Annotated in this window: 29 protein-coding genes and 3 tRNA genes; 15 read left to right on the top strand and 17 right to left on the bottom strand. The window is 68.6% G+C overall.

Annotated features, from left to right (window positions below; translation table 11 throughout):
• Positions 1-69: 69 nt before the first annotated feature.
• Entirely contained in the window at positions 70-2,088 is a 2,019-nt protein-coding gene (locus tag C8D87_RS11605; RefSeq protein WP_233442040.1) for an NACHT domain-containing protein, read from the top strand.
• Here the strand turns inward: C8D87_RS11605 and C8D87_RS11600 are convergent.
• Genes C8D87_RS11600 through C8D87_RS11590 form a run of 3 tightly spaced genes read right to left on the bottom strand, consistent with a single transcriptional unit; the run spans position 2,024 to position 5,465 of the window.
• Positions 2,024-4,273, bottom strand: coding sequence for an ABC transporter permease (locus C8D87_RS11600; RefSeq protein WP_233442039.1), 2,250 nt, complete (start codon positions 4,271-4,273; stop codon positions 2,024-2,026). The genes C8D87_RS11605 and C8D87_RS11600 overlap by 65 nt on opposite strands.
• Positions 4,270-4,944 (bottom strand): ABC transporter ATP-binding protein, encoded by a 675-nt coding sequence (locus C8D87_RS11595; RefSeq protein ID WP_112226648.1) that lies wholly within the window; start codon positions 4,942-4,944, stop codon positions 4,270-4,272. Before C8D87_RS11595 ends, C8D87_RS11600 begins: the two co-directional genes overlap by 4 nt.
• Positions 4,941-5,465: a PadR family transcriptional regulator gene (locus C8D87_RS11590; RefSeq protein WP_109632842.1), complete on the bottom strand. Its 525-nt coding sequence runs from the start codon at positions 5,463-5,465 to the stop codon at positions 4,941-4,943. The genes C8D87_RS11595 and C8D87_RS11590 overlap by 4 nt, the downstream gene beginning before the upstream one ends.
• A gap of 86 nt (positions 5,466-5,551) precedes the next feature.
• Here C8D87_RS11590 and C8D87_RS11585 point away from each other — a divergent pair, with 86 nt between their 5' ends.
• Positions 5,552-6,049 (top strand): CGNR zinc finger domain-containing protein, encoded by a 498-nt coding sequence (locus C8D87_RS11585; protein WP_233439096.1) that lies wholly within the window; start codon positions 5,552-5,554, stop codon positions 6,047-6,049.
• Here the strand turns inward: C8D87_RS11585 and C8D87_RS11580 are convergent.
• Positions 6,022-7,218, bottom strand: coding sequence for a DUF445 domain-containing protein (locus tag C8D87_RS11580; protein WP_112227043.1), 1,197 nt, complete (start codon positions 7,216-7,218; stop codon positions 6,022-6,024). The genes C8D87_RS11585 and C8D87_RS11580 overlap by 28 nt on opposite strands.
• A 549-nt stretch (positions 7,219-7,767) precedes the next feature.
• Positions 7,768-8,001 carry a hypothetical protein gene (locus C8D87_RS46850; RefSeq protein WP_112226647.1) on the bottom strand — a complete coding sequence of 78 codons (234 nt, stop codon included), beginning with the start codon at positions 7,999-8,001 and terminating at the stop codon, positions 7,768-7,770.
• A 112-nt stretch (positions 8,002-8,113) separates the two neighbouring features.
• On the opposite strand from C8D87_RS46850, the gene C8D87_RS11565 reads away from it, so the two are divergent.
• The 4 genes from C8D87_RS11565 to C8D87_RS11550 all read left to right on the top strand — a co-directional run bounded on the left by C8D87_RS11565 (position 8,114) and on the right by C8D87_RS11550 (position 12,275).
• Positions 8,114-9,277, top strand: coding sequence for a pyridoxal phosphate-dependent aminotransferase (locus tag C8D87_RS11565; protein WP_112226646.1), 1,164 nt, complete (start codon positions 8,114-8,116; stop codon positions 9,275-9,277).
• A 96-nt stretch (positions 9,278-9,373) separates the two neighbouring features.
• Positions 9,374-9,904: an RNA polymerase sigma factor gene (locus C8D87_RS11560; protein WP_112226645.1), complete on the top strand. Its 531-nt coding sequence runs from the start codon at positions 9,374-9,376 to the stop codon at positions 9,902-9,904.
• Positions 9,901-10,272, top strand: a complete 372-nt coding sequence (locus tag C8D87_RS11555; protein ID WP_109629131.1) for a hypothetical protein — start codon at positions 9,901-9,903, stop codon at positions 10,270-10,272. The genes C8D87_RS11560 and C8D87_RS11555 overlap by 4 nt, the downstream gene beginning before the upstream one ends.
• Entirely contained in the window at positions 10,269-12,275 is a 2,007-nt protein-coding gene (locus C8D87_RS11550) for a CHAT domain-containing protein (protein ID WP_112226644.1), read from the top strand. Before C8D87_RS11555 ends, C8D87_RS11550 begins: the two co-directional genes overlap by 4 nt.
• Here C8D87_RS11550 and C8D87_RS11545 read toward each other — a convergent pair.
• Positions 12,272-12,958, bottom strand: a complete 687-nt coding sequence (locus tag C8D87_RS11545; RefSeq protein WP_146231341.1) for a S8/S53 family peptidase — start codon at positions 12,956-12,958, stop codon at positions 12,272-12,274. The genes C8D87_RS11550 and C8D87_RS11545 overlap by 4 nt on opposite strands.
• Before the next feature lie 404 nt (positions 12,959-13,362).
• Here C8D87_RS11545 and C8D87_RS11540 point away from each other — a divergent pair, with 404 nt between their 5' ends.
• Positions 13,363-14,205, top strand: coding sequence for a hypothetical protein (locus tag C8D87_RS11540; RefSeq protein ID WP_146771683.1), 843 nt, complete (start codon positions 13,363-13,365; stop codon positions 14,203-14,205).
• Between the two features lie 296 nt (positions 14,206-14,501).
• Here C8D87_RS11540 and yczR read toward each other — a convergent pair whose 3' ends face one another.
• A complete protein-coding gene (yczR, locus tag C8D87_RS11535) occupies positions 14,502-15,938 on the bottom strand; it encodes a MocR-like transcription factor YczR (protein WP_112226641.1) in 1,437 nt (478 codons plus the stop codon).
• 61 nt (positions 15,939-15,999) lie between these two features.
• Between yczR and yczE the strand changes: the two genes are divergently transcribed.
• Positions 16,000-16,638, top strand: a complete 639-nt coding sequence (yczE, locus tag C8D87_RS45835; protein ID WP_215732287.1) for a membrane protein YczE — start codon at positions 16,000-16,002, stop codon at positions 16,636-16,638.
• Here yczE and C8D87_RS11525 read toward each other — a convergent pair.
• A complete protein-coding gene (locus tag C8D87_RS11525; protein ID WP_233442038.1) occupies positions 16,604-17,131 on the bottom strand; it encodes a Clp protease N-terminal domain-containing protein in 528 nt (175 codons plus the stop codon). The two genes, yczE and C8D87_RS11525, sit on opposite strands and share 35 nt — an antisense overlap.
• Positions 17,128-17,337: a helix-turn-helix domain-containing protein gene (locus C8D87_RS11520; protein WP_112227042.1), complete on the bottom strand. Its 210-nt coding sequence runs from the start codon at positions 17,335-17,337 to the stop codon at positions 17,128-17,130. The genes C8D87_RS11525 and C8D87_RS11520 overlap by 4 nt, the downstream gene beginning before the upstream one ends.
• A gap of 61 nt (positions 17,338-17,398) precedes the next feature.
• Between C8D87_RS11520 and C8D87_RS11515 the strand changes: the two genes are divergently transcribed.
• Entirely contained in the window at positions 17,399-18,103 is a 705-nt protein-coding gene (locus C8D87_RS11515; RefSeq protein WP_325049655.1) for a protein phosphatase 2C domain-containing protein, read from the top strand.
• A gap of 46 nt (positions 18,104-18,149) precedes the next feature.
• Here the strand turns inward: C8D87_RS11515 and C8D87_RS11510 are convergent.
• The 5 genes from C8D87_RS11510 to C8D87_RS11490 all read right to left on the bottom strand — a co-directional run bounded on the left by C8D87_RS11510 (position 18,150) and on the right by C8D87_RS11490 (position 19,554).
• Positions 18,150-18,223: transfer RNA gene (locus C8D87_RS11510), tRNA-Phe, on the bottom strand.
• Between the two features lie 16 nt (positions 18,224-18,239).
• Positions 18,240-18,313, bottom strand: a tRNA-Asp gene (locus C8D87_RS11505).
• Positions 18,314-18,341: 28 nt separating this feature from the next.
• Positions 18,342-18,414: transfer RNA gene (locus C8D87_RS11500), tRNA-Glu, on the bottom strand.
• Between the two features lie 130 nt (positions 18,415-18,544).
• Complete coding sequence (locus C8D87_RS11495) at positions 18,545-19,183, bottom strand: ScbR family autoregulator-binding transcription factor (protein ID WP_112226638.1); 639 nt, start codon at positions 19,181-19,183, stop codon at positions 18,545-18,547.
• Between the two features lie 125 nt (positions 19,184-19,308).
• Entirely contained in the window at positions 19,309-19,554 is a 246-nt protein-coding gene (locus C8D87_RS11490) for a hypothetical protein (RefSeq protein ID WP_109629149.1), read from the bottom strand.
• A gap of 154 nt (positions 19,555-19,708) precedes the next feature.
• On the opposite strand from C8D87_RS11490, the gene C8D87_RS11485 reads away from it, so the two are divergent.
• The 4 genes from C8D87_RS11485 (at position 19,709) to C8D87_RS11470 (ending at position 22,922) form a co-directional block, all read left to right on the top strand.
• Entirely contained in the window at positions 19,709-19,969 is a 261-nt protein-coding gene (locus C8D87_RS11485; protein ID WP_109629151.1) for a hypothetical protein, read from the top strand.
• Positions 19,970-20,023: 54 nt separating this feature from the next.
• Entirely contained in the window at positions 20,024-20,230 is a 207-nt protein-coding gene (locus C8D87_RS11480) for a heavy-metal-associated domain-containing protein (protein ID WP_109629154.1), read from the top strand.
• A complete protein-coding gene (locus C8D87_RS11475; protein WP_112226637.1) occupies positions 20,230-22,407 on the top strand; it encodes a heavy metal translocating P-type ATPase in 2,178 nt (725 codons plus the stop codon). Before C8D87_RS11480 ends, C8D87_RS11475 begins: the two co-directional genes overlap by 1 nt.
• A gap of 215 nt (positions 22,408-22,622) precedes the next feature.
• On the top strand, positions 22,623-22,922 hold the full coding sequence (locus tag C8D87_RS11470; protein WP_109629158.1) for a hypothetical protein: 300 nt from the start codon (positions 22,623-22,625) through the stop codon (positions 22,920-22,922).
• A 78-nt stretch (positions 22,923-23,000) separates the two neighbouring features.
• Here C8D87_RS11470 and C8D87_RS11465 read toward each other — a convergent pair whose 3' ends face one another.
• Positions 23,001-23,204: a cold-shock protein gene (locus tag C8D87_RS11465; RefSeq protein ID WP_030473173.1), complete on the bottom strand. Its 204-nt coding sequence runs from the start codon at positions 23,202-23,204 to the stop codon at positions 23,001-23,003.
• 323 nt (positions 23,205-23,527) lie between these two features.
• On the opposite strand from C8D87_RS11465, the gene C8D87_RS11460 reads away from it, so the two are divergent.
• On the top strand, positions 23,528-24,670 hold the full coding sequence (locus tag C8D87_RS11460) for a L,D-transpeptidase (RefSeq protein ID WP_112226636.1): 1,143 nt from the start codon (positions 23,528-23,530) through the stop codon (positions 24,668-24,670).
• Here C8D87_RS11460 and C8D87_RS11455 read toward each other — a convergent pair.
• Together C8D87_RS11455 and C8D87_RS11450 are read right to left on the bottom strand one after the other, a co-directional pair.
• Positions 24,667-25,482 carry a glutamate ABC transporter substrate-binding protein gene (locus tag C8D87_RS11455; protein ID WP_109632850.1) on the bottom strand — a complete coding sequence of 272 codons (816 nt, stop codon included), beginning with the start codon at positions 25,480-25,482 and terminating at the stop codon, positions 24,667-24,669. The two genes, C8D87_RS11460 and C8D87_RS11455, sit on opposite strands and share 4 nt — an antisense overlap.
• An 85-nt stretch (positions 25,483-25,567) precedes the next feature.
• On the bottom strand, positions 25,568-26,389 hold the full coding sequence (locus C8D87_RS11450; RefSeq protein WP_109632852.1) for an oxygenase MpaB family protein: 822 nt from the start codon (positions 26,387-26,389) through the stop codon (positions 25,568-25,570).
• Here C8D87_RS11450 and C8D87_RS11445 point away from each other — a divergent pair.
• A complete protein-coding gene (locus C8D87_RS11445) occupies positions 26,388-26,834 on the top strand; it encodes a PPOX class F420-dependent oxidoreductase (protein ID WP_233442037.1) in 447 nt (148 codons plus the stop codon). The genes C8D87_RS11450 and C8D87_RS11445 overlap by 2 nt on opposite strands.
• Positions 26,835-26,845: the final 11 nt, after the last annotated feature.

Here is a 26,845-nt window from a genome sequence, read left to right as displayed (position 1 = left end):
AAGAACGAACGTCACGACACGGGTCACTGAATCGACACCGGGCGGATGCGGTGCGTCATGATGCGACGCATGTCCAGATTCCGTCAGCAGGCGCTGCTGGCCGGCTGCGTGCTGACCGCGTTGCTCACCGCGGCCGGTCTCTTCGTGACCGAGTACGGCATCAACCCGCACGTGTGGCTGATCGTCCTCGCGCTGGCGTTCCTGGGCTTGCTGGCTTTGCTCGACCCGTGGGTCCGGCGCAGGCACAACGCCGCGCTCAGCAGCGACGAGCACCTCGACGCCGCCTGCCGGGCGCTGGCGATCGGCCTGCAGGCGCAGTGGAACGAGGAGGTCCGCTCGCGCGGGCTCACCGACCCGGACGTGCTCGACCTGCACTGGACCGCGCCCGAGCTGGACGTGAGCGACGAGCCGGACGCGCCGCCAGGACGCAGCGACGCGGTCGTCGGCGCGTTCGAGCGGCAGATCAACCACAGGATGGTCCTCCTCGGCGAGGCCGGCACCGGCAAGACGACGGTCGCGATGCTGCTGACGTGCGGCCTGCTGGACCGCTACGACGGCGGCATGGTCCCGGTCCTGCTGCCGCTGTCGACGTGGAACCCGGCGGCCGAGGACATCCGCACGTGGCTCACCCGCAGGCTGTACGAGGACCACCCGGCGTTGCGCAACACCGAGCTGTACGGCAGCTACGCCGGCGATCTGCTGGTCGAGCAGCATCGCTTGCTGCCCGTGCTGGACGGCCTGGACGACATCCCCGGCCACCAGCGCGCGGACGCTCTCTCGCGCATCGCGAAGGCGTTCCCGGCGAGCCGGCCGTTGGTGCTGACCTGCCGCACCACCGAGTACGAGCAGGCCGTGCACCTGGCCGGCCCGCTGCCGGGCGCGGACGTCGTCGAGATGGCCCCGCTCGACCTGGAGGAGGTCGCCGCCTACCTGCGGGCCAGCGCGGACACCGTGGGCGCGGCGCGGTGGGAGCCGGTGTTCATCCAGCTGCGCGAGGAACCGGACGGCAGGCTCGCGGACGCGTTGTCCACGCCGCTCACGATGTGGCTCGCCAGCATTGTCTACGCGGACAGCGAGGCGGAGCCGACCGAACTGCTCGACCGTGGCCGCTTCCCGGACGCGCGGGCGATCTCCGACCACCTCTGCGACGAGCTGGTGTCTCGGGCGTTCGGCAACAGGGCGTTCGCGCACCACGCCAGGACCACGCAGGTCTGGCCGCGGGACAGGGCACGCCGGTGGCTGGAGTTCCTCGCTCACGAGATGCGCGACCGCGGCATCCGCGAGCTGGCCTGGTGGGAGCTGCGCCGATCCGTCGGCAACACCTGGCTCGCGATTCTCGGTGCGCTGGTGCTGGGCGCGATCGGCGGGTTCGGCGTCGCGTGGCTGATGGCGTACTCGATCACGCCGTCGCTCGCGCCGGTCACGGGCCTGGTCGCGGGCATCGGTGTCGGGGCGGCCGCGCTGACCGCGTCGCAGGAGCGCAAGGCCAAGCCGCGCCTGGGGATCTGGCGCAGTCTGCTGCTCGTACCAGGTGTGCTCGGGCTGGCCGCCGGACTGGTTTTCGGTGCGCTGTACGGGCTTGCCGCCGGGCTGGTCGTCGGTCTCGGGCTCGCCGTCGCGGTCGCCCTGCGGTTCGCGTTGTCCAGCGCGACCGAGCTGTCGCAGGCTTCCAGTCCTCAGTGGACGATGGCGCGCGACCGGATCGCGGTGTGGACCGGATCTCTCGTGCTGGCGGTGGTCTTCGGTTCGGCGGCCGCACTGGTCTTCGGCCCCGGCCAGAGCGGCATGGTCGGACTGGGGCTCGCGTCCGGGTTGATGCTCGGGTTCGCGCTCGCGGTGCTGCACCTGCGCTGGTGGTGGTTCACCGTCGCACGGATCTGGTTGGCGTTGCGAGGAAAGCTGCCGTGGGAGCTGATGGCTTTCCTCGAGGACTCGCGCAAGCTGGGCGTGCTCTGCCGGGCGGGAGCCTGCTACCAGTTCCGGCACGGACTGGTGCAGGACCGCCTGGCAGAACACGAGGTGACTACTCGGTCCGCAACCCAAGTGCTCCGGTTGCCCTTCTCAGCGAAGGCAACGTCAGAGCGGTGACCGCGAACGTCAGGCCCACCACGATCCCGGTGATGAGGCCGATGCCCGCCCAGTCGTAGGCGACCTCGGCACCGAACACACGCATCACCAGCACTCCCAGGCCGATGCCCGTGGCCAGCGACACCACGGTGGAGATCGCGAGCGGCAGGGCGTTCTGCCACAGCAACGACCGGGCGAGCGTGCCGCGCGGCACCCCGCTCGCGGCCATCACGGCGAGCGGGCGGCGGCGTTCCCTGACCTGCTCCAGCGCCACGACCAGCAGTGACGCGGCGGCGACCAGCAAAGTGAGCAGTGAGCCGGCCAGCAGTGCGCGGCGGATCACGCCGAACACCCGTTCCGCCTCGTTGGTGTCGTCCTGGCCGCCGAAGTAGGTGTGCAGCTGCCAGGAGTAGCTCGCCATGGCGTTGCGGGCGTGCTCCGCCGCATCGGGCACCGCGGGGTCGAGCTCGGCGAAGAACTCCACGTTGAGCGGCACCAGGCCACGTGCGGCGGCCGGGGTGACGAGGAGGCCGGGGATGTTGCCCGGTCCGTCGATCACCTCCACCGGCGGCACGGTCCACTTCTCGCCGGACTCCTGGAACGTCACGACGTCACCGGACTGAGCGGCCGGCAGCCCGGTGGACTCCCGTGCGGCGTACGCCTTGCCGTCCGTGCAGTTCGGGATGGACGCCTGCTTGGTCAGCGCCGTACACGGGGCGATGTTGATGACCGCGTAGCCACCTCTGTCCAGCTCACCCCAGGCCTGCTCGATCCGGTGCAGGCCGGTGACACCCCTGGCCTTCTCCAGCGACGCGGCGATTCCGTTCAGGTCGGCGCTCTGCCGCGGTTTGACGCTCAGGTAGTTGAAGGCCGCCTGCCTCTTCTCGTTGCCCTGCACCTCCTGCTCGACCCCGGCGAGCATCATCTGCAGCGTCACGGTGCCCGCGAGCACGACCGCCACGCCACCGACGACACGAGCCGCCGTGCCGCTGTCGAGCTGCAACCGGCGCACGGCGAGTTGCAACGCCGGTGTGCCGCCCTTCATCAGGAACACGACCCGTTCCACCAGCCACGGCAGCAGCACGGGGATGCCGAGCATCAGCAACACGATGCCGAGCACGACGGGAACCTGGTTCGGCTTCTCCGCCGGGGTGAGCTTGCCGACCTGGCTGAGGAGCAGTGCGGCACCGGCGACCACCGGCACGGTCCGCCACCACACCCGGCGGCGGACCGGCTTCTGGTCCCGCACCACGCCCAGCGGCTCGATGATCGTGCGGCGCATCGCCAGGAGCGACGTGAACACCGCGAGCACCGGCACCGCCACGATCACGGTGAGCGTCAGCGCCGGCGTCGGCATGACGTCGCTCGGGAAGGCCGACAGCTCGGAGATGGGGATCCGATCCACGAACGGCCGGACCGCGAAGAAGATCCCGAACCCGACCACGAGCCCGGCGAGCGCCCCGGCCAGCGACTCACCGGACGCGATCAGCCGCACCCGGCTCGCGGCCGCGCCGACCAGCCGCAACGCCGCGAGCCTGCGGTCGCGCTGCGCCGCGGCGAGCCTCGTGGCGACCCCGACGAACACCAGCACGGGGAACAGCAGCACCACCAGGCCGACGACGCTGAGCAGCCACAGCAGAGAGTTGATCCCGCGGCTGTGCTGCACGGCACCCCAGCCGTGGACGGCGTTCTCGCCCTCCTTGATCGAGGAGTCACCGGCGTAGTACTGGAACTCGTTCGGGTTCTGCAGGCCCGCCTGACCGATCGTGCCGACGACCTTCTGCGGGAAGCGCGGCCTGAGCAGCTCACCCGCCGGCGACGCGAGCAGCCTGCCGAGCGCGGGCGACACGAAGATCTCGCCGTCGGCAGGTAGCCGGTCGATTCCCGGCGGCACCGGGGCGTCCGGTGTGCGCGCGTTGAGGTAGAGACCGCGGACGTAGTCAGAGCGGTACGCGTGGCCCTGCTCCTCCACCAGCAGCGGTGCCGGACCGTTGCCCTTGGTCGCCATGCTGCGCGCGGACTCACGGTCGTCTCGTGCGTCGATCACGTTCGGCAGCGACGCGGCGAACAGCAGCAACGCGACGCCGAGGCCGATGCCGACACCTTGGAGCGCGAGCCTCGCCCAGGACTTCCGGCTGCCCCCGACGGCCAGCCGGACTCCCAGGGCGAGGTCGCTGGCTGCGCAGGTCAAACGTTGGCGCTTCACCGGGCGAACTCCACGTCACGCGAACGACCGTCGCGCACCACGACCTCACGGTCCGAGTAGGCGGCGACACGGGGTTCGTGCGTGACGAGCACGACGGCGGCACCCGTTTCGCGGGCCGCCGTCGTGAGCAGGTGCATCACGCGCTCGCCGTTGAGCGAGTCGAGTGCGCCGGTCGGTTCGTCGGCGAAGATCACCTTCGGCCCGGTGACGAGCGCGCGGGCGACGGCGACGCGTTGGCCCTGACCACCCGAGGTCTCACCGGGGCGCTGGTCCGCGACGCCGTCGACCTCCAGTCGGCCCAGCCAGTCCCGCGCGGCGCGTTCGGCGTCCTTGCGTTTCATGCCGCTCAGCCTCAGCGGCAGCGCGACGTTCTCCAGGCAGGTCAGCTCTGGCACGAGCTGACCGAACTGGAAGACGAACCCGAACTCGGTGCGCCTGAGCTCGCTGCGCGCGCTGTCGTTCATCGAGGTCAGCTCGCGGTCGCGGTAGTGCACCGTGCCGCTGTCGGGCGGCAGGATCCCGGCGAGGCAGTGCAGCAGGGTGGACTTGCCGGAACCCGACGGCCCCATCACCGCCACGACCTCGCCCGCGCGGATCGTGATGCCCGCGTCGTCGAGCGCATGCGTCTTGCCGAACGACTTGGCCAGGCCCTCGGCCCTCAACAGAGTCATCGCGTGACCTCCACGGCCAGCTGGTCGACACGGGCGGCGGTGAGTTCGAGCCACCGCAGGTCGGCTTCGAGGTGGAACAGCGCGAAGTCGCAGATGAGCTGGTCGGCGAGGTCGCCGTCGGTCTTCCGCCGGGTCAGCTCGCGCATCGTGGTGAGGTGCGCGGCACGTTGCGTGTCGAGCACCTCCGTGGCGCTGCGGCCGGACAGCAGGGCCAGCACCACCTTCGCGTAGAGCGTGTTCTGCAGGTACGGCTCCGGCTTCTCCGGAGTGGCGAGCCAGCGCTCCACGTCGGTGACCCCGGCGTCCGTGATCGCGTACCGCTTGCGCTCGGGACCGTCACCCGCCTCCACGCCCGCCTCGGTCACGAGGCCGTTCTTCAGCAACCTCGACAGGGTCGAATACACCTGTCCGTAGTGCAACGGCCGGTCGTGACCGAATCGCTCGTCGTAGGCGCGCTTCAGGTCGTATCCGTGCCGTGGACCGCCCTCTAGCAGGCCCAACAGTGCGTGTCCGATCGACATGAGAGGCACTATACACACAGTGTATACACCCGGTGTATTCGTCGGATGTCCTGACGCACAACCGCCGTGGCGCCTACAGTGGTGGGGTGACTGGTCTGACTGTCGGCTGGGATCACGACGTCGAGCTGCTGCTCGACTTCCTGAACACTCGACACGTACTGGACAGTGAAGCCTCCTGGCGCGCGTGGGTGACCGAACGCGGCCTCGGGCGGAGCGGGGAAATCGCACAGGCGCGCGCCGCGCGGGCGGCACTGCGGTCGTCGATCGAAGGATCGTCCGGCCCTCAGACAGCCGCGGGCGTCGTCCACATCGAGCTGACCGACGGCGTTCCGATGCTGGCCAGCTCAGACGCGCTCGGCGCGGTGCTGGCGGCCTCCGCTCGGCTCGCCGTGCTGGGTTCCTGGGAACGCTTCAAGATCTGTCCGGCCGACGACTGCCTGCGTGCGTTCTTCGACCGATCGCGCAACCGCTCGCGCACGTGGTGCTCGATGCAGGTGTGCGGCAACCGGGAGAAGGCCCGCACGTTCCGAAAACGAACGCGGGCCCAGAACACGCTTCAGAACAGCACGTTGGCCACCGTGTAGATCACGAGGCCGGCGAGCGCGCCGACCACCGTGCCGTTGATGCGGATGAACTGCAGGTCCCTGCCGACCTGCAGCTCGATCTTGCGCGAGGTCTCCTCGGCGTCCCAGCGCTCGACCGTGTCCGTGATCAGCGTGGTGATCTCCGCGCGGTAGTTCTGCACGACGTACCCGGCGGCCTGCTCCAGCCAGCCGTCGACCTTGGCGCGCAGCGACTCGTCGCTCGTCAGGTTCGTGCCGAGCGTGATCAGCCCCTGGGTGACGCGCTTGCGCAGCTCGCTGGACGGATCCTCGGCCGCGTCGATGAGCATCTTCTTCGCCGTGCCCCACGCGCTGCTGATGAGCTTCTGCACGTCCGGGTGGTTGATCATCTGCTGCTTGACCTGCTCGGCCCGCTGCATCGTGGCCGGGTCGGTCTGCATGTCACTGGAGAACTCGAGCAGGAACTGGTCCACCGCGAGGCGCATGGGGTGGTTGACGTCGGTCTTGACCGCCCACGCGAAGTTGACCAGCTCGGTGTAGACCTTGTCACCGAGCAGAGAGTCGACGAACTTGGGCGACCACGTGGGCGCGCGGTCCGTGACGATCAGGGTCACCTTGTCGTAGTTGTCCCGCACCCACTCGTAGGCCCGGTCGCACATCAGGTCGACGAGCTTGTGGTGCGCGCCGTCCGTGAGCACCTGGTTGAGCAGCTTGCCCAGCGGCGGTCCCCAGGGCTGGTCGGTGAGCCGTTTGACGATCGCGTGCTCCAGGACGGCCTGGACCTCTTCGTCCTTCAGGACCGTGATCGCGCCCTTGATGACGTTCGCGAGCTCGTTGGTGACGCGCTGGGCGTTCTCCGGCTCCTTGATCCAGGCACCGGCCCGCTCCGCGATGCCCGCCCGCCGCAGCTTGTCCTGAACCACCGCGGGACTCAGGAAGTTGACGCCCACGAAGTCGCCGAGCGTCTTGCCGAACATGTTCTTGCGGGTGGGGATGATCGCCGTGTGCGGGATCGGCAGCCCCAACGGCCGCCGGAACAGGGCCGTCACGGCGAACCAGTCGGCGAGCGCGCCGACCATGCCGGCCTCGGCGGCGGCTCTGACGTAGCCGACCCAGGGCCCCTCGAACGCGTGTGTGGCGAAGAAGATGACCGTCGCGCCGACGAGGAAGCTCGTCGCGACGAGCTTCATCTTGCGCAGGTCTGTGCGCTTCTGCTGGTCAGCGGCGGTCAGTTGCTCCACACAGCCATTGTCCGTCAACTTCTCGACCTTGAGGTTGAGTCGCAGCTCAAACTCCTTCAAGCCGGGTCGCGTTCTCCGCACGCCACTGGCTGTGGCGGACAGGCCGCATCAACCGTCCGCCTTCAAGCGACAGGTCCGGGCACGTTGACAGGTACCCACACTGAGCGTGCGCGGTTGCGCACGTTGATCCCAGCGACGTGGTCGGCTGGCCCAGCGAGGCCGCACATGCGACAACGAAAGCCTGCGAAGACGACGGGTTGCCGATTTGGTATGCCGAGTCTTCAGCTCGGCGCGCTTTCGAGCCTGCCAACGCCGACAGCGTCGCAACCTGCCGCCCTGGAAGTTCATCCCGCGGCGTCGTACTGCCACGAGAGCATGCGATCGTCAAAAGGCTGTGCCGCGTTCTCCCGGAACCTGATCGGTTTGCCTTCAGCCTTGGCTCGTCGCAGCCCGGTCAGGTTCCCGGTTCGGACACTCGCCCGCAGGCTGGCGTAAGCGTCAACGACCTTCTTCACCCGTGCGCACTGCGGCCAGAGCCCCCAGCCCAGATTCCCGCATCTCGCCGTAGACCAACTTCTGCAGGTCATTGCGCGAACGCACGTCTCGTTCGAACGCCACTCGCGACGCGCGGTCCGCGGCCGAGTTGCACATGTGCAGAGTCGCAGCCATCGCTGCCGCCTGTGCCTCATTCGCCAGCAAGCGCATCTGCACAACGACCTTGACCACGATCACGGTAGAACATGCGTTCGATTCAAGGCTCGCCGGGCACCCGACGACGTGGACTTCACGAGCTCCAAAGGATCAGACTTCCCTAGACACGAGATTCAGGTGAAGATCCTGCCTTGTGCGGGTACCAGCGCTAGTCCCCCGGTTGCAGCCGTTCACGTCGACCATCTTCGCGGAGATGACGGCGCTGGCCGTGCAGCACGACGCAGTCAACCTCGGTCAGGGCTTCCCAGACACCGACGGCCCCGAGTCGATGCTGGAAGCCGCGCGTTCGGCGATCTCGTCGGGCGTGAACCAGTACCCGCCCGGCCCCGGCATGCCGGTGCTGCGCAGGGCGATCGCGGCGCACCGCTCGCGGTACGGGATGTCGTACGACCCGGACACCGAGATCCTGGTGACGGTCGGCGCCACCGAGGCCATCGCGGCTTCGCTGCTGGCGCTGGTCGAAGCCGGCGACGAAGTGATCCTCATCGAGCCCTACTACGACTCCTACGCCGCCTCCGTGGCAATGGCCGGGGCCACGCGCGTGACCGTGGGCCTCCGCGAGGACGCTTCCGGACGGCTGGCTCTGGACGTCGACGCTCTGCGCGCCGCGGTCACGCCGCGGACTCGTGCCATCTTGGTCAACTCGCCGCACAATCCGACCGGGACCGTCTTCCGGTTGGAGGAGCTGCAGGCCATCGCCGCGCTCTGCGTCGAGCACGACCTGCTCGCGATCACCGACGAGGTGTACGAGCACCTGGTGTTCGACGGTCTGATGCACATCCCGCTGGCCTCGCTGCCCGGGATGGCCGCGCGGACGTTGTCGATCTCTGGCGCGGGCAAGACGTTCAACTGCACGGGCTGGAAGATCGGCTGGGTGTGCGGGCCCGCCGAGCTGGTGTCCGCGGTGCGGGCGGCCAAGCAGTTCATGACCTTCGTGGGCGGGGCACCGTTCCAGCCCGCCGTCGCGCACGCGCTGACCGCCGAGCTGGACTGGGTCACGTCGTTGCGGGACTCGTTGGCCTCGAAGCGCGCGCGTCTGGCCGAGGGGCTGCGTGCGGCCGGTTTCGAGGTGCGGTCGTCGGAGGGCACGTACTTCATCTGCGCTGACGTCCGCCCGCTCGGCTACACCGACGGCTGGGCGCTGTGCCGCGACCTCCCGGCCCGGATCGGTGTCGCCGCGGTGCCGGTCCAGGTGTTCACGGACCACCCGGCGGACTGGCAGCACCTGATCCGTTTCGCCTTCTGCAAGCAGGACGCGGTGATCGACGAAGCGGTGGAGCGCCTCCACAAGCTGTAGTTGTCCACAGGTGTGGATGAGTTTCTCCACAACTGTGGACAACCCTCTTTCGGGTGAGGCATGGAGCCTTGACGCGCGGGTTCGACTCCAAATGGCATGGACTCGAACACTGAGGTTCTCGCGGGGTGGCGTTCCGGTGTGTGCGGCTGGGACGCCTTGGTCGAACGCTATTCGCGCCTGGTCTGGTCGGTGCCCAGATCCTTCCGCCTGAGCCACGCCGACGCTGCCGACGTCTACCAGTGCACCTGGCTCTGCCTGGCGGAACACCTGACACGCATCCGCCAACCCGAGGCGCTCGGGGTGTGGCTGGTCCGTACCGCCACCCACCAGTCGATCGCGGTGCTCCGTGCCCGCGGGCGTGAGGTTTCGCTCGACCGGTGGGAGCCGGAGTCTTCGCTGCCGACGCCGGACGAGGTCGCTGTCGCCAACGATCGCCAGCGGCGGTTGTGGACGGCGTTGATGACCTTGAACGAGCGGTGCCAGCGGTTGCTGTGGATCGCTGCCCACAGCCCTGAGCTGAGTTGTGCACAGGTTGCCGAAGCCCTGGGGATGAAGGTGTCGAGCGTGGGGCGGACCCGCGCCCGGTGCCTGACGGCGCTGCGCCGGAAGCTGGAGGCGCTGCGATGAGGGATCCGCTGCTCGACGAGATCGCCGACCTGTTCAGCGCGGACGTGCCGCCGCCCGCCCTGACGCCGCGCCCGACCGGCCTGGCACCGATGAAGGCCGTGGACGAGCCGGTCAGGGGCCCTTCCCGCCAGCTCGTGTTCCACGTCGGGGCCGGCCGGATGTACCTGCAGCTCGACGCTGCTCAGGCCGGGCTCCGGCTGACCGGCGTGCTCGACGACAAGGGCGTCTCCGTCGAGGTCCGGTCGCCCGACTCCGCTCAGGCGCTCCGCCCCGACGCCGAGGGCTGGTTCCGCGCCGACGTCGCGCCTGGCCCGTTGTGCGTGACCGTCCCCGAGCTGGGGCTGACGACGGGGTGGTTCGTCGCATGAGCGCGAGCGCCGATCCACGGGCCACCATCGACAGCACCGAGGTGCGCGGCACCAAGGCCCAGCGTGCCGATGCCCTGCACGACCTCAGCATCGCCCACGTCGAGCTCGGGCGCCTCGACGTCGCCGCCCGGTTCGCCCGGCGCGGGTTGCGGCTCACCGGTGAGGCCCGGTTTCACCTGACGCTCGCGTGGATCGACCTGGATCGGGGGCGCCGGAAGCAGAGCCTGCAGCATCTCGACCTCGCGACGCCGCACCTGCGGGGCCGGGAGCTGGCGAGGGCGCGATGCCTGCGTGGGCTCCACCTCTGCCACTCGGCCGAACCGCGGCTGGCGATCGCGGAGCTGACCGCGGTCATCAGGGAGTTGCGGCGGTACGGCGATCAGCGGTGGCTCGCCAACGCGCTCGTCGGCCGCGGGATTGCCCGGTGCAACGCCACTCAGCTGGCCAAAGCGGATGCCGACTTCACGTCCGCGCAAACGTTGCTGCACGCCATCGGCGAACCTGGACGTGCGGCGATGTGCCTGCACAACCGGGGGTTCGTGGCGATGCTCGCCGGTGATCTGCCGCTGGCTCTGCGGCGCTACGAGGACGCGGCGAAGGCCGGCCTCGACTCGACGAGCCGGCCGGAGGCCCTGGTCGACCGGGCTGAGGCCCTGCTCGCCGCCGGGCTCACGGCGGAGGCGCGGCGAGTGCTGGCTCCGGCGTTGGAACTGCTGCGGAGGTGCAACCGGCACGTGCCGGAACTGGCGGTGCTGAGTGCGCGCTGCGCGTTGCGCGACGGGGATCCGGCGCCCGCCTTGCGAGTGGGCGGCTCGGACGTTGAGTTCATGCTCGCCGCTGGAAAGCTGGATGCTGTTGCCGCGCACCGGTTTCGCGGACCGGCGCAGACGCGGGCGCTCGGCTGGCTCGCGCACGCACGCCGGTCGGACCGGCGTGGCGCGCTGGTGGCTTGCCGGGCCGGGCTCAAGGTGCTCGACGAGCACCTCGGCGACTGGCCACGTCGCGAACTGACCGGACACGCACTGGGGCTCGCCAGGACGGCGCGCGAGGTGTTGCACTGGTCGGAGCAGCATCGCGCGTCGGTTCCCTTGCCTCCCAAGGAACCTGAGCTCGCGCAGGCACTCGCGCGACTGAGGCGGGCCAGGGCGTTCGGGCTGCCGTTGGACGCGCTGGAGCGGGACGTGCGCAGGCTGACGCTGGCCACTCCGCCGCGATCTCAGCGCGCCGGGTCGGCACTTCCCGATCTTCCGCTGGTCAGCTTCACCTTCCACAACGGACGGATGCTCGCCGTCACTGTCATCGACGGCCGCGCTCGCCGGAGGGAGGTCGGGGATGCCGCCTGCCTGGTGCAGTCAGCAAGGCTTGCTGTTGCCGCGGGCAAGGAACTTCCGGGACGAGAGCAGCTCGTTCCGGCCGCAGATGAAGTGGTCGTGATACCCGACGGAGTGCTGCACTCCATGCCGTGGGCGGCTTTCGGAGGCCGGGTGCACGTCATCCCGTCGCTCAGGCATTGGCGCACACCGGGCAGGGGGAGAGGGCGGGTGTGGATCACGGGACCACGGCTTCTTCGCGATGAAGTGCCCGCCCTGCAACAAGAACACGGTGGCCGCCGCGTCAGACCGGTCGCCGACGACGTGCTGGCCGCGATGGAAGGCGCCCACATCGTGCACATCGCCGCGCACGGCGAGGTGAACGTGGACAACCCGTTGTTCTCCTACCTGGAACTGGCAGACGGTCCGCTCTACGGCTACGACATCGCCCGCATCGAGAACCCACCGGAGATCGTGGTCCTGTCGGCCTGCGAGTCAGGACTGGCTTGCGCGTTCCTCGACGCCGGAACCAGAGCCGTGATCGCCAGCGTGTTGCCCGTGCCGGATGCGCAGGTGAGCGAGGCCATGGCCGAGGTTCACCGCCTCCTCGACCACCCTGCCGAGGCCGCGGCGGCCGTCGCGCACCTCGGTTTCAGCTGCTACGGCAACGGCACACCCGCACGCGCCGGCTAAGGCACCGGGACCAAAGTGGCTGCGTGCAGGGCCGCGGCGAACGAGGTACCGGTGCACAGCGCCTGTCTTGAGCCCACCGTGGCAGGCACGTCCACACCATCGACCACGACGTTCACCCACGAGCCGCGACCCGAGAAGGAAGCCGAGGCACCCACCGCGATCACCGCGGGCAGGGCGGCCGGCCACCAGGGGCGTGAGGAGGCACCGTTACCCGCCGACGCCACCACGTTGCGACCGGCGGCGGCCAGGACCGGCGGGCATTCGTCGTTGAACGAGTAGGCGCCGGACGCGACCAGCACGACGGGCAGCGAACGGGTGGCGCGCAACGCGGCGGCGAGGGTCAGGTCGTCGCCGAAGCCCGAGGCGGTCAGCACGGGGAACGGGCGCACCAGGGCGCCGTGGTGGCGCAGGACGCCGGCCACCAGCGCGCCGTGCGGGGCGTCCAGCGGGGTGTCGAGCAACGCGACGGTGCCCTCGCCGAGGAGGTCGGGGATGTGGCCGCCCACCACCGGGCGGGAGGTGCCGATCATGATCGGGCAGGCGAGGTGCACGTGGTTCGGGGTGGCGCCGACCTCGCGGGCGATGTCAACGACACGGAGGCGATCTGGAGCTTTCGTGTACATCCGGATGGCTCCGGTGGCGATCTCCTCGTGGGAGTAGACACCTCGCAAGCGTTTGCGCACAGTGGGTGCGTCTGCCGGGAGGACGATCAGTTCCCCCGAACGGACCAAGCACTCGTTTGGGCCCTCCGGGTCGTGGGCATGCACCGGACCCAGGGCCGCGGAGGCGTGATCGGCCAGCTCAGAAAGGCTGTTGACCTGCTTTGGCGCGTCCACATCGGACACCATCCCCCGGCGCGACACGGTCCACAGGGGAGCGAGGCGCAATGTCACTCGATCCGATGACGACACAGACGGTGTTCATGCCTGATCAGGGCAACCCGGACAGCCGCACGCGAACGCCCTTCCGAGTGTTTTGTGCCGAGTTGGTTCGCAAACTCACTCACCAGTGCTAGACATAGCTCAACGTCGACCTCCGACGGCGCTGTGCGTTGGCGGTGACCTGAACGGTGGACGGTGGTGATCCTGTGGCTGGTGGTGGAGCTGGTGCACTGCTGCTGCGGGCCGCTGCGCTCGGCGGGTTGACCGCCGCCGCCTGGTTGCTGGGCGGGACCGACGCGTCCGCCAGCCCGGAGGAACCGCCGGCCGCCGAGATCACGATCGAAGCCCCCCGCCTGCTCGAAGACCCCCGCCTGCTCGAAGACCCCCGCCTGATCGAAGCCCCCCGCCTGCTCGAAGACCCGGCGGGCTGGGCGAAGGCGCTCACGAGCATCGTGCTCGAACGGCACCAGCCGGCCAGGGTCATGCCCCCGCCCGCGGTGACGAAGCCGGAGGAACCGGAAGAAGAGCCCGAGGACGAAGGTCCGGTGCTCGACTTCACCGGTGGCTCGCAGACCAACACGCGTTCCGGCACGGTGACGAACCAGGCGCCGCCCGAGGTGATGCAGGCGAAGGCTCAGGCCCGCGCCGCCGCCAAGGCCGCGAGGGCCGCAGCGCAAGCGCCGCCGCCGCCTCCCCCACCTCCCCCTCCTCCCGCGCCGCCCGTCGTTCCGGTCAAGAAGGTCGTGCCGCAACTGCACGATTTGCCCGTACCGCCCCCCGTCAAGACCGAGCCGGCGCCGACGAGCGACTACAACTGGACCGCACCCGGACCTGACATGCCGCTGCCCGCACCGCAGCAGGCCCCCGTGGTCGCGACGGCCTCAGCGTCGTCCGGTCACTCCGACAACTCAGGCGGCACGCGCGGCGTGCTCGCCGTCCTGACGTCGCACAACTCGCTGTTCCCGCCCTCCACGTGGTCGGTGGGGGAACGCCGCGACGGTCGTTCGCCGGGCAGTCTTCCCGGCCTGCCGAGCACGTCACCCGACTGAGTCAGACGGGACAGCTCTGCCCTCTGCGCGATTTGTGACCCTCTAGTTCCGTCGCGCGCATAACTCCTCCTCGCATTTCCCGTTGTACGCAAGGAACCCAGTCTTCCTGACCTGCCAACCGCGCCCTGGCAGGTCGGGTCTGGTCCGAGTGCCGCGCTGCCCCCGCAGCCTCGGACCGCACGGGAAACCTGCGGACGGGGGACGTCAATCCCTGGGACGTTCCCCGTCCGCAGGCCACCCGGTGGCAAGTTCGTCGGCCCGGTCTCCACCGCTGCGGGAGACCGGGCCGACGTGTCTCACGCGACCGGCACCGAGACGTCGGCATCCGCCGGAAACCCTGTTCCTGCAACGGATGCAGCCACCACACCCAAACGGCCGATCGCTTCGCGCAGCACTTCGGGCGACTGCGTGTACGGCACTCGGAGCATCTGCTCACACCCTCCGTGCACCGCGAACCGAGGGCCCGGCACGAGCCGCAGGCCGTGGTTCTGCGCCACGACGGCGATTCGCGTGCTCACCGGCCCGTCGAGCGCGCACCACACGCCGAGCCCGCCGGAAGGCACCGAGAAGCTCCACTGTGGACAGTGCGCGCGCAGAGCCTCGACGGCCACGTCCCGCTGCTCCAGAGCTTCCGCACGTCGTTGCCGCAGAACGGCTTCCGGATTCTCCAGCAACGACGCGAGCACCAGCTGCTCGAACACCGGCGTGCCCAGGTCGATCGCCGCCCGCGTCGACAGGAGCCGGTGCACGATGTCGAGAGACGCCCTGATCCACCCGATCCGCAGACCGCCCCAGTGCGACTTGCTCGCGGAGCCCAGCGTCACCACGGAATCCCCGCCGAACGCGGCCATCGGCAACGGCGGCGCGGGAACGTCCAGCCCGAGCTCCACCAACGTCTCGTCGACGACCACGGGCGTGCGGGCCTTGCGCAGCACCGTGGAAAGCGTTTCCCGTTGCGATGAAGACATCAGCAACCCGGTCGGGTTCTGGAAGTCCGGGATCAGATAGGCCAATCGGGGGCCCGCCTGACGCAACGCGGCGTCATACCCGTCCACGTCCCAGCCATCGCCCAGCATCGGCACCGGCACGGGAATTCCGAACGACGCCCGCACGGCCTCCAACGCGTTGGGATAGCTCGGCTGCTCCACGAGGACACGGTCACCGGGGCCGACGAACAGCCGCAGCACCAACGCCCACGCGTGCTGTGCCCCCGAGGTCACCACGATCTGGTCAGGTGACGTCGGCAGCCCTCGCGCCGCGTACCGGTCCGCGATCCGCTGCCGCAGCAACAACAACCCGCGCTCGTCGTACCCGTGCGACGCCAGGTGCTCCGGCATTTGGGTGAGAGCGACCTCCATCGCCGCCCGCACCGACGGCAACGCGGGCGGCGCGGCCCGGGACAGGTCGATCAACGTGTCGTCGAACCCGGTGATGCCACCACCGGTACCGACCGGTCCGTTGATCCACGACCCGGCCCCGCGCCGCGACTCCACCACTCCCTCGGTACGCAGCTGGTCGAGGGCCGCGGTGATCGTCGTCCGGCTCACCGGCAGCGAGTCGGTGAGCTCGCGCTCGGACGGCAGCCGGGTGCCGACGGGCAGCCGGCCGTCCATGACCAGCAGTTTCAGAGCAGCCGCGAGATCAGCCGAGCTCTGCCGCGCACCACCCCGGCGCCACGACCCGAGCAGCCGGGCCAGCCGAGGTCCCGATATACGTCCACCTGGTGGGAGCATGAGGCCAATTATCCTGAATTGGCTATGGATTGCCAGGCCAATCACAACCCAGTATGGCCACATGGCCACATTGACCGCACTCCACCAGGTCCCCGTGAGGATCGCTCCCATCCGTCGTCTCTCCCAGCTCTTCGCAGGTCTGTGGCTCTACGGCGCGAGCATGGGCATGCACATCCGTTCGACGCTCGGCCTCGATCCCTGGGACGTGCTCCACGAGGGCCTGGCCAGACGCACCGGCCTGAGCTTCGGCCTGATCACCGCGATCACCGGCGTGCTGGTGCTGCTCGTGTGGATCCCGCTGAAGCAGAAGCCCGGCGTCGGCACCATCGCCAACGTGGTGGTGATCGCGATCAGCGTCGACGTGACGCTCGCGATCATCCCCGCACCGCAGGAACTCCTGCCCAGAATCGTGCTGCTCGTGCTGGGCATCGTGCTGAACGCGGTCGCGTTCGCCGCGTACGTCGGGTCACGCCTCGGACCGGGCCCGCGCGACGGCATGGTCACCGGGTTCTGCCGCCGCACGGGTGTTTCGCTGCGCCTCACCCGCACCGTCGTCGAACTCCTCGTGCTCGGCACCGGCTGGCTGCTCGGCGGCACGGTCGGCATCGGCACGATCCTCTACGCCGTGAGCATCGGCCCGCTCGCGCAGCTGTTCCTGCCAGCACTCACCTGGCGCGAGCGCTCGCAGCCCGCTTCCTGATCTCGCCGTAGGTGACCCCGCGTTCGTTCAGCACCTCGGCCACGATTCCCTTGCTCTGCAACAAAGCCAGCACGATGTGCTCGTTGCCGAGGTAGCTGTGGCCGAGGTCGCGGGCTTCACGCAACGAGTTCTCCAGCGTCTTCTTGAACGCCGGCTCCAACGGCAGGCCGAACCACCGCCGGCGCGGTCCCGGCCGCAGCACGCCGGACCCGAGCGACTGCTCCACCGAGTCGATCACCTGGTCGACGTCGATGCCCAAGCCCCGCAACGCCTCCGCGTCGGCCTTGGTGAGCCCGCCCTTGCGCCGGTAGTCGCGGAACGCCGCCTCCAGCTCCTCGCGCGGCAGGTCGAACCCGGCCAGCACCGGCGCGTCGAGCAACGCCAGCAGCAGATACTCCACGCCGACCTCGCCCGCGTGGACCCGTTCCGCGTCCCGCACCGCAGCCTTCACGGCCTCGCGGGCCTCCTTGGTGAACCGTTCCGCGATCATCATCGCCCCCCGTGCTTCTTGTGCACCGCCTGGCGAGACACTCCGAGCTCCGCCGCGATGTCCTGCCACGACCAGCCCTGAGCCCGCGCACTGCGGACCTGGACGGCCTCCAGATGTTCCAAAAGTCGCCGCAGCGCGCTGACGGCCCGCAACCCGACCTTCGGGTCGCGATCTCCAGCCGCCGTGGCGAGATCAGTCGCTTCAGTCATGTTGTCAACGTACGTTGACAACATGAGGATGTCAACGCAAGTTGACACGTACGGTGAGATCGTGAGGATCGAGACCGCTGAGCAGGGGGCTCCCGGGCGAGTCACCGAGGATCGGATCCGCGTGCTGCCGAACGCCGTCGTGGTGCTCGACGGCGTCACCTCACGGACCAGGCCACCGAATCGCAACGGCGGCTGGTACGCCACACAGCTCGCCGACGAGCTCGCCCGGTTGATCAACGACACGGATCCGCTCGCGGACCTGCTCGCCCTGGCCATCGCAAACCTCGTGCGGCAGCACGCCCTCGTGCCAGGCGACTCCCCGTCCTCGACCGCCGCGATCGTGCGGTGGACCGAGGACACGATCGACGCACTCGTCCTCTGCGACACCCCGGTGGTCGCGTTCGGACACTCGACGCACGTGCTCGAAGACACCCGGCTCGAAGATCTGCGACCGGACCCGGACATCCTCAGGTGGAAGAACAGGCCGGGCGGCTACTGGGTCGCCGAGGCCGAACCCGTTGCGGCACACCAGGCCCTGACCGCGAGCTGGCCACGGGCGGAGATCGGCAAAGTGATCGTGGCCACGGACGGCGTCTCATGTGGAGTGTCCGAGTACGAGCTCTTCACGTGGGAGGAGCTCGCACAAATGCCGTTGGGCGAAGCGCTCGACCTAATCCGTGAAGCCGAACGCGGTGATTCGGAACACAAGCGTTGGCCGCGCTTCAAAACGCATGACGACCAGGCCATCACCCGGCTCACCACATGACGAAAAAAGCCCCGCAGCGTTCTGCGGGGCTTCTTTCGAAGAAGGATGGCCAGGGGCGGGGTCGAACCGCCGACCTACCGCTTTTCAGGCGGTCGCTCGTACCAACTGAGCTACCTGGCCATGAAACTTAAGGAAGCGACCCAGACGGGACTCGAACCCGCGACCTTCGCCGTGACAGGGCGACGCGCTAACCAACTGCGCCACTGGGCCTTGCTCTTGCAGATCTTACTGTACTACGTGCCCCCAACGGGATTCGAACCCGCGCGACCGCCTTGAAAGGGCGGGATCCTAGGCCGCTAGATGATGGGGACTAGCTGGTCTCTGGAAGCATCGTAAGCATATGGCATAGGTCCACGCACCTCCAAAACGGGGGTCCCACTTATGCCCTGACCTGCCCAAACCACCTCCGGTCCCGAAGCGGTCAGATCGACAAATGCCTGCTCACGCCTCCGTGACCCCGTCAGCGGTGTTTTGTGATCCAGACAACTTCCACTCGGGAGACGCGACGCAGGGCAGCACGTAGCCCAGAACCTCGCGGATCCGACCCGGGAAGTCCGCACACGCCGTCGTCGCCGACGAGATCAGCCGGGCACCGAGGGCGGCACCGCACAACGTCCGTGCCACCGCGTCAGGATCGACGCCGGGACGCAGATCCCCGCGCTCACCCGCCTCCACGACGTACGAAGCGATCAGCTTCTCCCACATGATGTGCGTGGAGGGCACGCCCGGATAGCCGATCTCGCGATCGGCGGCGAGCCGGACGCCCGCGCGCAGCACGACGTCGGCCGCCATCCGGTCGGCGGACTCGGCGAACATGCCGTGCAGAGCGCTCAGCGGGTCGACGCCGCGTGCCCGCCACGTCTCCCTGACCTGCGTCCACAGCTCGCTCTGGCGGTCGATCAACGCACTGGCGACCGCTTCCTTGGAAGCGAAGTGGAAGTAGAAGGCGCCCTTGGTGAGCCCGGCGCGAGCGAGCACGGCGGTCAGCGACGTGCGCTCGTAGCCGAGCCGGTCGAACTCCTCCGCCGCGGCGTGGAGTATCGCCTCGCGGGTCGCATACGCCCGGTCCTGCTGGGGCATGGGTGAAGGTTAGCCGTTGCCGGTAAAGAGACCCGTGGGTATGTTTCGAGATGCGGCCCTGTTCTGCAGACGCGCTCCGGGGGGTGCGCGTCTGGAGTCAGGGCCGCAACCGCGTTCGCATCACGTCACCGCTGTACGGGAGGCGCACCGCCGTCCTCGCCCGGTGACAGGCCCAGCATGTCGAGCAGCATCCTGCAGTCCTCGGTACCCAGGGCGCTCCGTGCGACGGCGAGCCTGGCCCGGTGGACCTGATCGTCGGAGATCCGCGAGGGTTCTCCGCTGCGCTGGGCCGGCACGTTCGGCCCACCCTGCCTCGACATGCCGTCGTCTTGTGTGAACAGGAACTTCCGTACTTCCAGCGACCCGCTCATGAGCGCCCTCCCCGACTTGAGATTGGCGCGAGGCTAAGCGACCTGGGACAACGGCCGCAGCCCCCCGCAGAGTGATTCCACCGCCACCGAGCGTTACTTTCCGTACAGGTGCGGTGCTTGCCGCGTGGGGATCTCGCCAAGGGAAGATGGACCGATGACTGATCCCACGCCGGAGCCTTCCCCCGATGCAGAGGGCCAAAACGCGGAACAGATACCGCCCGCGGTCGACCCGCAGGAGATCCTGAAGGCCATCAGCGGCATCAACCTGGACACCATCGACGCCGACATCGAGTCCGCGTTCGGCTCCAGGATGGCCGAGCTCGACAAGATGCTCGAAGGCCTCGACGACCTGGTCAACAAGATCGAACAGGACATCCAGAACCTGGACCAGCCGAAACCCGACGGTCCTCAGTAGACGCTTTACCCCAGGGGGGTATGATCGGTGTCCCGTAGAGAAGAAGGGACCCCGATGTCTGTCACTGCCACCTACACCGTCACCGGCATGACCTGTGGCCACTGCGTCAGCTCGGTCAAGGAGGAGCTGGGCGAGGTCGCCGGCGTCACCGGCGTCGACGTCACCCTGGAGACCGGCGCGGTGACCGTGACCAGCGACCGCGAACTGGACCGCGCCGAGGTCGTCGCCGCCGTCACCGAGGCCGGGTACCAGGTCGCCTGATGACCACGACCGAGCCGCGCCACGTCGAGCTCAGCATCAGCGGCATGACCTGCGCCTCGTGTGCGCGGCGCATCGAACGCAAGCTGAACAAGCTCGACGGCGTCTCCGCCACGGTGAACTACGCGACCGAGAAGGCCAGCGTCCAGTTCCCGGACAACCTGCGCGTGGACGACCTGGTGTCGACCGTGCGCGCGGCCGGTTACGACGCCGAGGAGCCCGCACCCGAGGCTCACGACGATGACGAGGCCGGTGAGCTGCGGCTGAGGTTCGGCCTCGCCGCGGCGCTCGGCGTGCCGGTGATCGCGTTCTCGATGATCCCGGCACTGCAGTTCCCCGCCTGGCAGTGGGTGTCGCTGGCGCTGGCCAGCGTGGTCGTGTGGGTGTGCGGCTGGCCGTTCCACCGTGCGGCCGCCATCAACGCACGTCACGGCGCCAGCACGATGGACACCCTCGTGTCGATGGGCGTCACGGTCTCGTACCTGTGGTCGCTCTACGCGCTGGTGTTCGGCGAAGCCGGGATGATCGGCATGCGGCACGAGTTCAGCCTGCTGCCGCGTCCCACCACCTCCGGTGACATCTACCTGGAGGTCGCGGTCGGCGTGACCGTGTTCCTGCTGCTCGGGCGATGGCTGGAGGCCAGGTCGAAGCGCAGCGCGGGTGCCGCCCTGCGCTCACTGCTCGCTCTGGGCGCCAAGGACGTCTCCGTGCTGCGGGACGGCGTGGAGACGCGGATCCCGGTGGCGGCGCTCCAGGTCGGCGAACAGTTCGTGGTCCGTCCGGGTGGGCGGATCGCCACTGACGGCCTAGTGGTCGAGGGCAGCTCGGCCGTGGACCGCTCGATGGTCACGGGTGAGTCCGTCCCGGTCGAGGTCGGCGCCGGCGACCAGGTCGTCGGCGGCACGGTCAACGCGGGCGGCCGGCTGGTCGTCTCCGCCACCTCCGTCGGCGCGGACACTCAGCTCGCCCGCATGGCGCGGCTCGTGGAGCATGCCCAGGCAGGCAAGGCCGAGGTGCAGCGCCTGGCCGACCGGGTGTCGTCCGTCTTCGTCCCCGTCGTAGTGGTGATCGCACTGGTGGCGTTCGGGGCCTGGCTGCTCGCCGGGCGGCCGCTGGAGTTCGCGGTGACGACGGCGGTGGCCGTGCTCGTGATCGCGTGCCCGTGCGCGCTGGGGCTGGCGACGCCGACGGCGTTGCTCGTGGGCACCGGGCGCGGCGCCCAGCTCGGGATCCTGGTGAAGGGTCCTGAGGTGCTGGAGTCGACGCGGCGCGTGGACACCGTCGTGCTGGACAAGACGGGCACCGTGACGACCGGCCGGTTGACGCTGGTCGACGTGATCCCCGCGGACGGCGTGTCGCGCGAGGAGGTGCTGCGGTTCGCTGCGGCCGTCGAGAACGCTTCCGAGCACCCGATCGCCGCGGCGATCGTCCGCGAGGTTCCGGAACTCCTGCCGGTGTCGGACTTCGTTTCCACGGACGGTGTTGGCGTCAGCGGTGTGGTCGAAGGTCGACGCGTTGTCGTCGGCCGGTTGCGGAACGTTTCTCTTCCGATGGAATTGACCGAGGCCGCGGTTGCACAGGGCACGGTGGTCGCAGTTTCCTTTGATGACAAGGTTGTCGGACTCGTCGTCGTGTCGGACGTCGTGAAACCCACGTCGGCACAAGCGATTCGCTCGCTGCGCGAACTGGGGCTGCGTCCGGTGCTGCTGACCGGCGACAACGCCGAAGTGGCCGCCTCCGTGGCCGCCGAGGTCGACGTCGACGAGGTCATCGCCGACGTCCTGCCGGCCGGCAAAGTCGACGCCATCCGGAATCTTCAGGCACAGGGCCGAGTTGTCGCGATGGTCGGCGACGGCGTGAACGACGCGCCGGCGCTCGCCGCCGCGGATCTGGGGCTGGCCATGGGAACCGGCACCGACGTCGCCATCGAGGCGAGCGACCTGACGCTCGTGCGCGGCGACCTGCGCGTGGCAGCGGATGCAATTCGCTTGTCCCGCAAGACTTTGGGCACGATCAAGGGGAATCTCTTCTGGGCGTTCGCCTACAACGTCGCTGGACTTCCACTCGCGGCGCTGGGGCTGCTGAACCCCATGATCGCGGGGGCCGCGATGGCCTTCAGCAGCGTGTTCGTTGTTACCAACAGCTTGCGACTACGGGGATTCCGTCCATCGGCAGCTTAAGAATCTCCCTGGGACCTCTCCCCAATCGCCTTGTGCGCGTGCAACAATCCGAAGTAGCTGACACACCCCCGGTCAGCGCCTGTGGAGATCCCCTCCGGCCCCCGCGTTCCTCCCCCTGGCGCGGGGGCCTCCGCAGCTCTGCGCCGCAGTTACACGTTGGGGTGACTCAGGTCACAGGTGTTTGGCTTCCGTGTCCGAACCGTTATCGTGTTCCGGTGCCTATCGGATCCCTCGGACGCTCCAAGTCCGGCCGTCACCGCCCAGCGGACGAACCGCAGGAGACGTTGCCCGACGAGGAGCTGACCTCTTACCTCGCAGCGCTGGCCCCGGACTCGGACAACGAGACCACCGCCTCCGGCTTCGGCAACGCGCAGGTTTACCAGCTGCGACTGCAGCTCATGGCGAACGAACAGCTCAAGGAGCTCGCTGCGGAGCGCCAGACGTCCCCGCAGGCGCTCGCCACGGAGTGGGTCATGCAGCGACTGGAGTGGGAAGCGCGTCAGCGCGGCCACTAGAAAGCCCGTGAACCAAGAAGGACCCTCGGCCGAGCCCGGCCGAGGGTCCTTCTCACGTGCGACTAGATTTGCGGCGAATCAGATCGCACGGACGTTCTGAGCCTGCGGACCCTTGGTGCCCTGTCCGACCTCGAACTCCACGCGCTGGTTCTCTTCCAGGGTGCGGAAGCCCTGACCCTGGATCTCCGAGTAGTGGACGAAGACGTCTGCGCCGCCGTTGTCCTGGGCGATGAAGCCGAAGCCCTTCTCGGAGTTGAACCACTTGACAGTGCCCTGTGCCATGTACCTGCCTCCATCGCAGGAAAGCTTGGGGCTGCACCGTGCAACCCCGGCCGTCCCGGGGGCGTTCAGCTCGCTCGGTGAGAGCGCACAGCACGCCCGCGTGTCGTTCCGCGAGCGTGTGAAGCACGAACACAGAAACCACGGCCTGCGCGGGTCAGCCTAACGTGTGATGCGTCATAGCACTACAGGTCATTACTGGCCAGTTCGGTGCCTCAATAGGAGGAAACCGCTGGTCCGGGTGGGTGATCGCGTTCTCCCATGCAACGTGTCTGTACCCCTGCGCGTCTCTTGTGCGTTGACCGAGGGGATCTTGGGGAGAGAGCGTGTTCCGGCCACTGGCTTTGGCTTTACTACTGGGGTTGACCGCCTGCAGCACCGCGCCTGACGTTCCGGCGCCGCCCGCTGCGCAGGCCGTGGAGAACAAGGCGAAGGCGGTGCTGACCGTGACGCCCGCGTCGGGCGAGGGGATCAGCCCGGCCGGTCCGTTCGAGGTTGGCGTGACCGGAGGTTCGCTGACCGCCGTCAAGCTCACGGGCGCGAACGGCACGGTGGTCAAGGGGGAGCTGACCGCCGGCAAGTGGGTCGCCACCGAGGACCTGGGCTACGACAAGGTTTACACGTGGTCCGGGTCGGCGAAGGGCGAGGACGGCGCGGAGGTGCCCGTCAGCGGGTCGTTCCGCACGCTCAAGCCGCAGCGGCTCACGAACGTGTCGGCGAACGTCGGTGACAACGAGACCTACGGCATCGCGATGCCGATCAAGATGACGTTCAGCGCGCCGGTGCAGGACAAGGCCGCCGTGCAGAAAGCCATGACCGTCACGACTTCCGTGCCCACCGAGGGTGCGTGGGCGTGGCTGTCCGACACCGAGGCGCACTGGCGGCCGCGCGAGTACTGGAAGCCGAACACCGAGGTTTCCGTTGACGTCAACGTGTACGGGGTGCCGTTCGGGGGCGGCGCCTACGGTGCTGCCGACCTGCACGTGAAGTTCAAGATCGCGAATCGCGCGCTGGTGGCGAAGGCCAACACGCAGACGCACCGGTTCCAGATCTACCGCGACAACGTGCTGCTGCACGACTTCCCGGCGTCGTACGGCGCGGAGAACGACCAGCGCACGATCAGCCGGTCCGGCATCCACGTGGTGCAGGCGAAGTGGGCCGAGCGGCCGATGGTGAGCCAGGTCTTCGGGTACAACGTCCGGGTCACGTGGGCGGTGCAGATCTCCGGGAACGGCGAGTTCGTGCACGAGAACAACAAGACGATCCCCTCGCAGGGCAAGGAGAACGTCTCGCACGGCTGCGCGAACCTGTCCGGCCCCAACGCGAAGATCTTCTACGACCTCACGATCGCGGGCGACCCGGTCGAGGTCGTCGGGTCCTCGATCCCGCTCGGGCAGCAGGACCTCGACTACTGGGACTGGACGCTGGACTGGGCGGCCTGGACCGCCAAGTCCGCGGTCCGGGGCTAGGACTTCTCCGTGATCTGGGGCGGCGCTGGGATCTCGTAGCCCGACGGGCCGACGTTGCGTTCCAGCGCCCGCTTCCACTCACCGCTCGAAATCATCTTCTCGATGGCCTCGTTGACGGCGTCACGCGACTTGTTGTCACCCTTGGCCACACCGATGCCGTAGCGCTCCTTGGAGAACGTCTTGCCGACGAGCTTCAGCAGCTCGGGGTTCTCCGCGGCGAACCCGGCCAGGATGACCTCGTCGGTCGTGACGGCGTCGACGTTGCCGGCCATCAGTGCGATGACGCAGTCGGAGTACTGGCCGTACTCGACGATCTGCACGCCCTGGGCGTAGTCGGTCTTCACCTTCTGCGCGGACGTGGAACCTTTGACCGAGCACAGCTTGCGACCGTTCAGGGTCTCCGGACCCTGGATGGACTGCTCGGTGAAGCGGACCAGCATGCCCTGGCCGGTCTCGAAGTACGGCCCGGCGAACGCGACCTTCTCCTTGCGGGCGTCGGTGATCGAGTAGGAGGCGACGATCAGGTCGGCCTCGCGGTTCTCGAGCATCGACTCGCGGGCGGCGCCGCGGGCCTCCTTGAACGTGATACCGCTTTCCGGCACGCCGAGCTCGTTCGCGACGTACTTGGCGACGTCGACGTCGAAGCCGACATACCGCCCGTCGAGGCGCCTCTGACTCATGCCCGGCTGGTCGTAGCGGATGCCGATGGTCAGCTTGCCGGACTCGGCACGCCCGATGACTGTGCTCGTGTCACCGCTCCCACAGGCGGTGGCAAGCACCGCTACGGCGGTCAGGAGCGCAGCACGACGGATCACGACAGGCCTTCCGGAGGGGTTGTTCGATATTCGTGCGCAATGCTACGTACCTGCGGCGATGATCGACTGTGATGTGTGACAACTACGGCAGGCGAGCCTTACTTGGTGTCACATGCCGGCCCTCACGCGCAATGGCTCGGCGGATGTGTCCAGGGGGAACCAAACGGCGCAGGCCAGGCGGGATGAGCAGGGCTGTTCGGCGCAGCATCCGCAGCCGAAGGGTCGCGTTCCGGTACGGGGCGTGACCGTGCAGATCTATTGCCCAATCGGGCAGCACCGAGTACGCCAGGTGCCCCACCAGCACCCGGTAGATCGGCATGCCGTGGCGGAGAACACCCTGCGTGGCCGGGCCGTGCAGGAAGTTGTAGATCAGCTCGGAGTCCTGCGTCCTGGCGAGAGCAGGCCGGACTTCCTCGAAGTACTCCGCCATCTCGCGGCGCGAACCAGGTACCTCGTCGGCGTGCAGGCCGACGAGCGCGGCCGCGAACCGTTGCTCTGCGTAGTACCGGTCCTTCTGCCGGTCCGTCAACCCATAACCGGCACGGTCGAGAACGGTCTCGAAGCTGTAGACCTCCGAGCAATGCACCCAGAGCAGCAACTCGGGCTCGTCCACCCGGAACGTCCTGCCGTCCACGACCCCGCGCAGCTCGCGGTGCGTGGCGCGCACCCGCGCCGCAGCAGCGGAAATGGCCTCGTCGGTGCCGTACACGCCGAGTCCCACGAAGTCCGCCGTGCGCCGCAGCCGTCCGAACGGGTCGGTCTTGAAGTTGGAGTTCTGCACGACGCCCGCGACCGCTTTCGGGTGCAGCGACTGCAGGTAGAGGCTGGAGATTCCCGCGACCCACATCATCGGGTCGGCGTACATCTGCCAGCTCACGGAGTTCGGGTCGTTCGGCGCGAGCATGCGAACATCGTCCCGTCTCGCGAAGATGATGGCCATGGACCTGGACCAGGCACGGGAAGTGCTCCGCAGTCAGCACCGCGCGGTGTTCTGCGCGTTGAAGTCGGACGGCACGCCGGCGATGTCACCGGTGCTCGTCGCGCTGGACGACAACGGTGATGTGCTCGTCTCCACGCGAGCAACGGCCTACAAGACCAAGCAGGTCCAGCGCGATCCGAACGTCGCGCTGTGCGTGCTACCGGACAGCTTCTTCGGGCGGTGGATCCAGATCAACGGGACGGCGACGATCATTCCGCTGCCGGAGGCGATGGATCTGCTGGTGAAGTACTACCGGACGGTCTCCGGCGAGCACGACGACTGGAACGACTACCGGGCCGCGATGGAACGCGAGCAACGGGTGATCCTGCGCATTTCGCTGACCGGCGCGGGGCCGGACAAGACAGGTTGAGCCAAACCCGT

This window comes from Lentzea atacamensis (genome assembly GCF_003269295.1).
GTDB classification, from domain to species: Bacteria; Actinomycetota; Actinomycetes; order Mycobacteriales; family Pseudonocardiaceae; genus Lentzea; species Lentzea atacamensis.
Note: the sequence above shows the minus strand (reverse complement) of the source record. Positions and strands in the feature narration are given on the sequence as shown.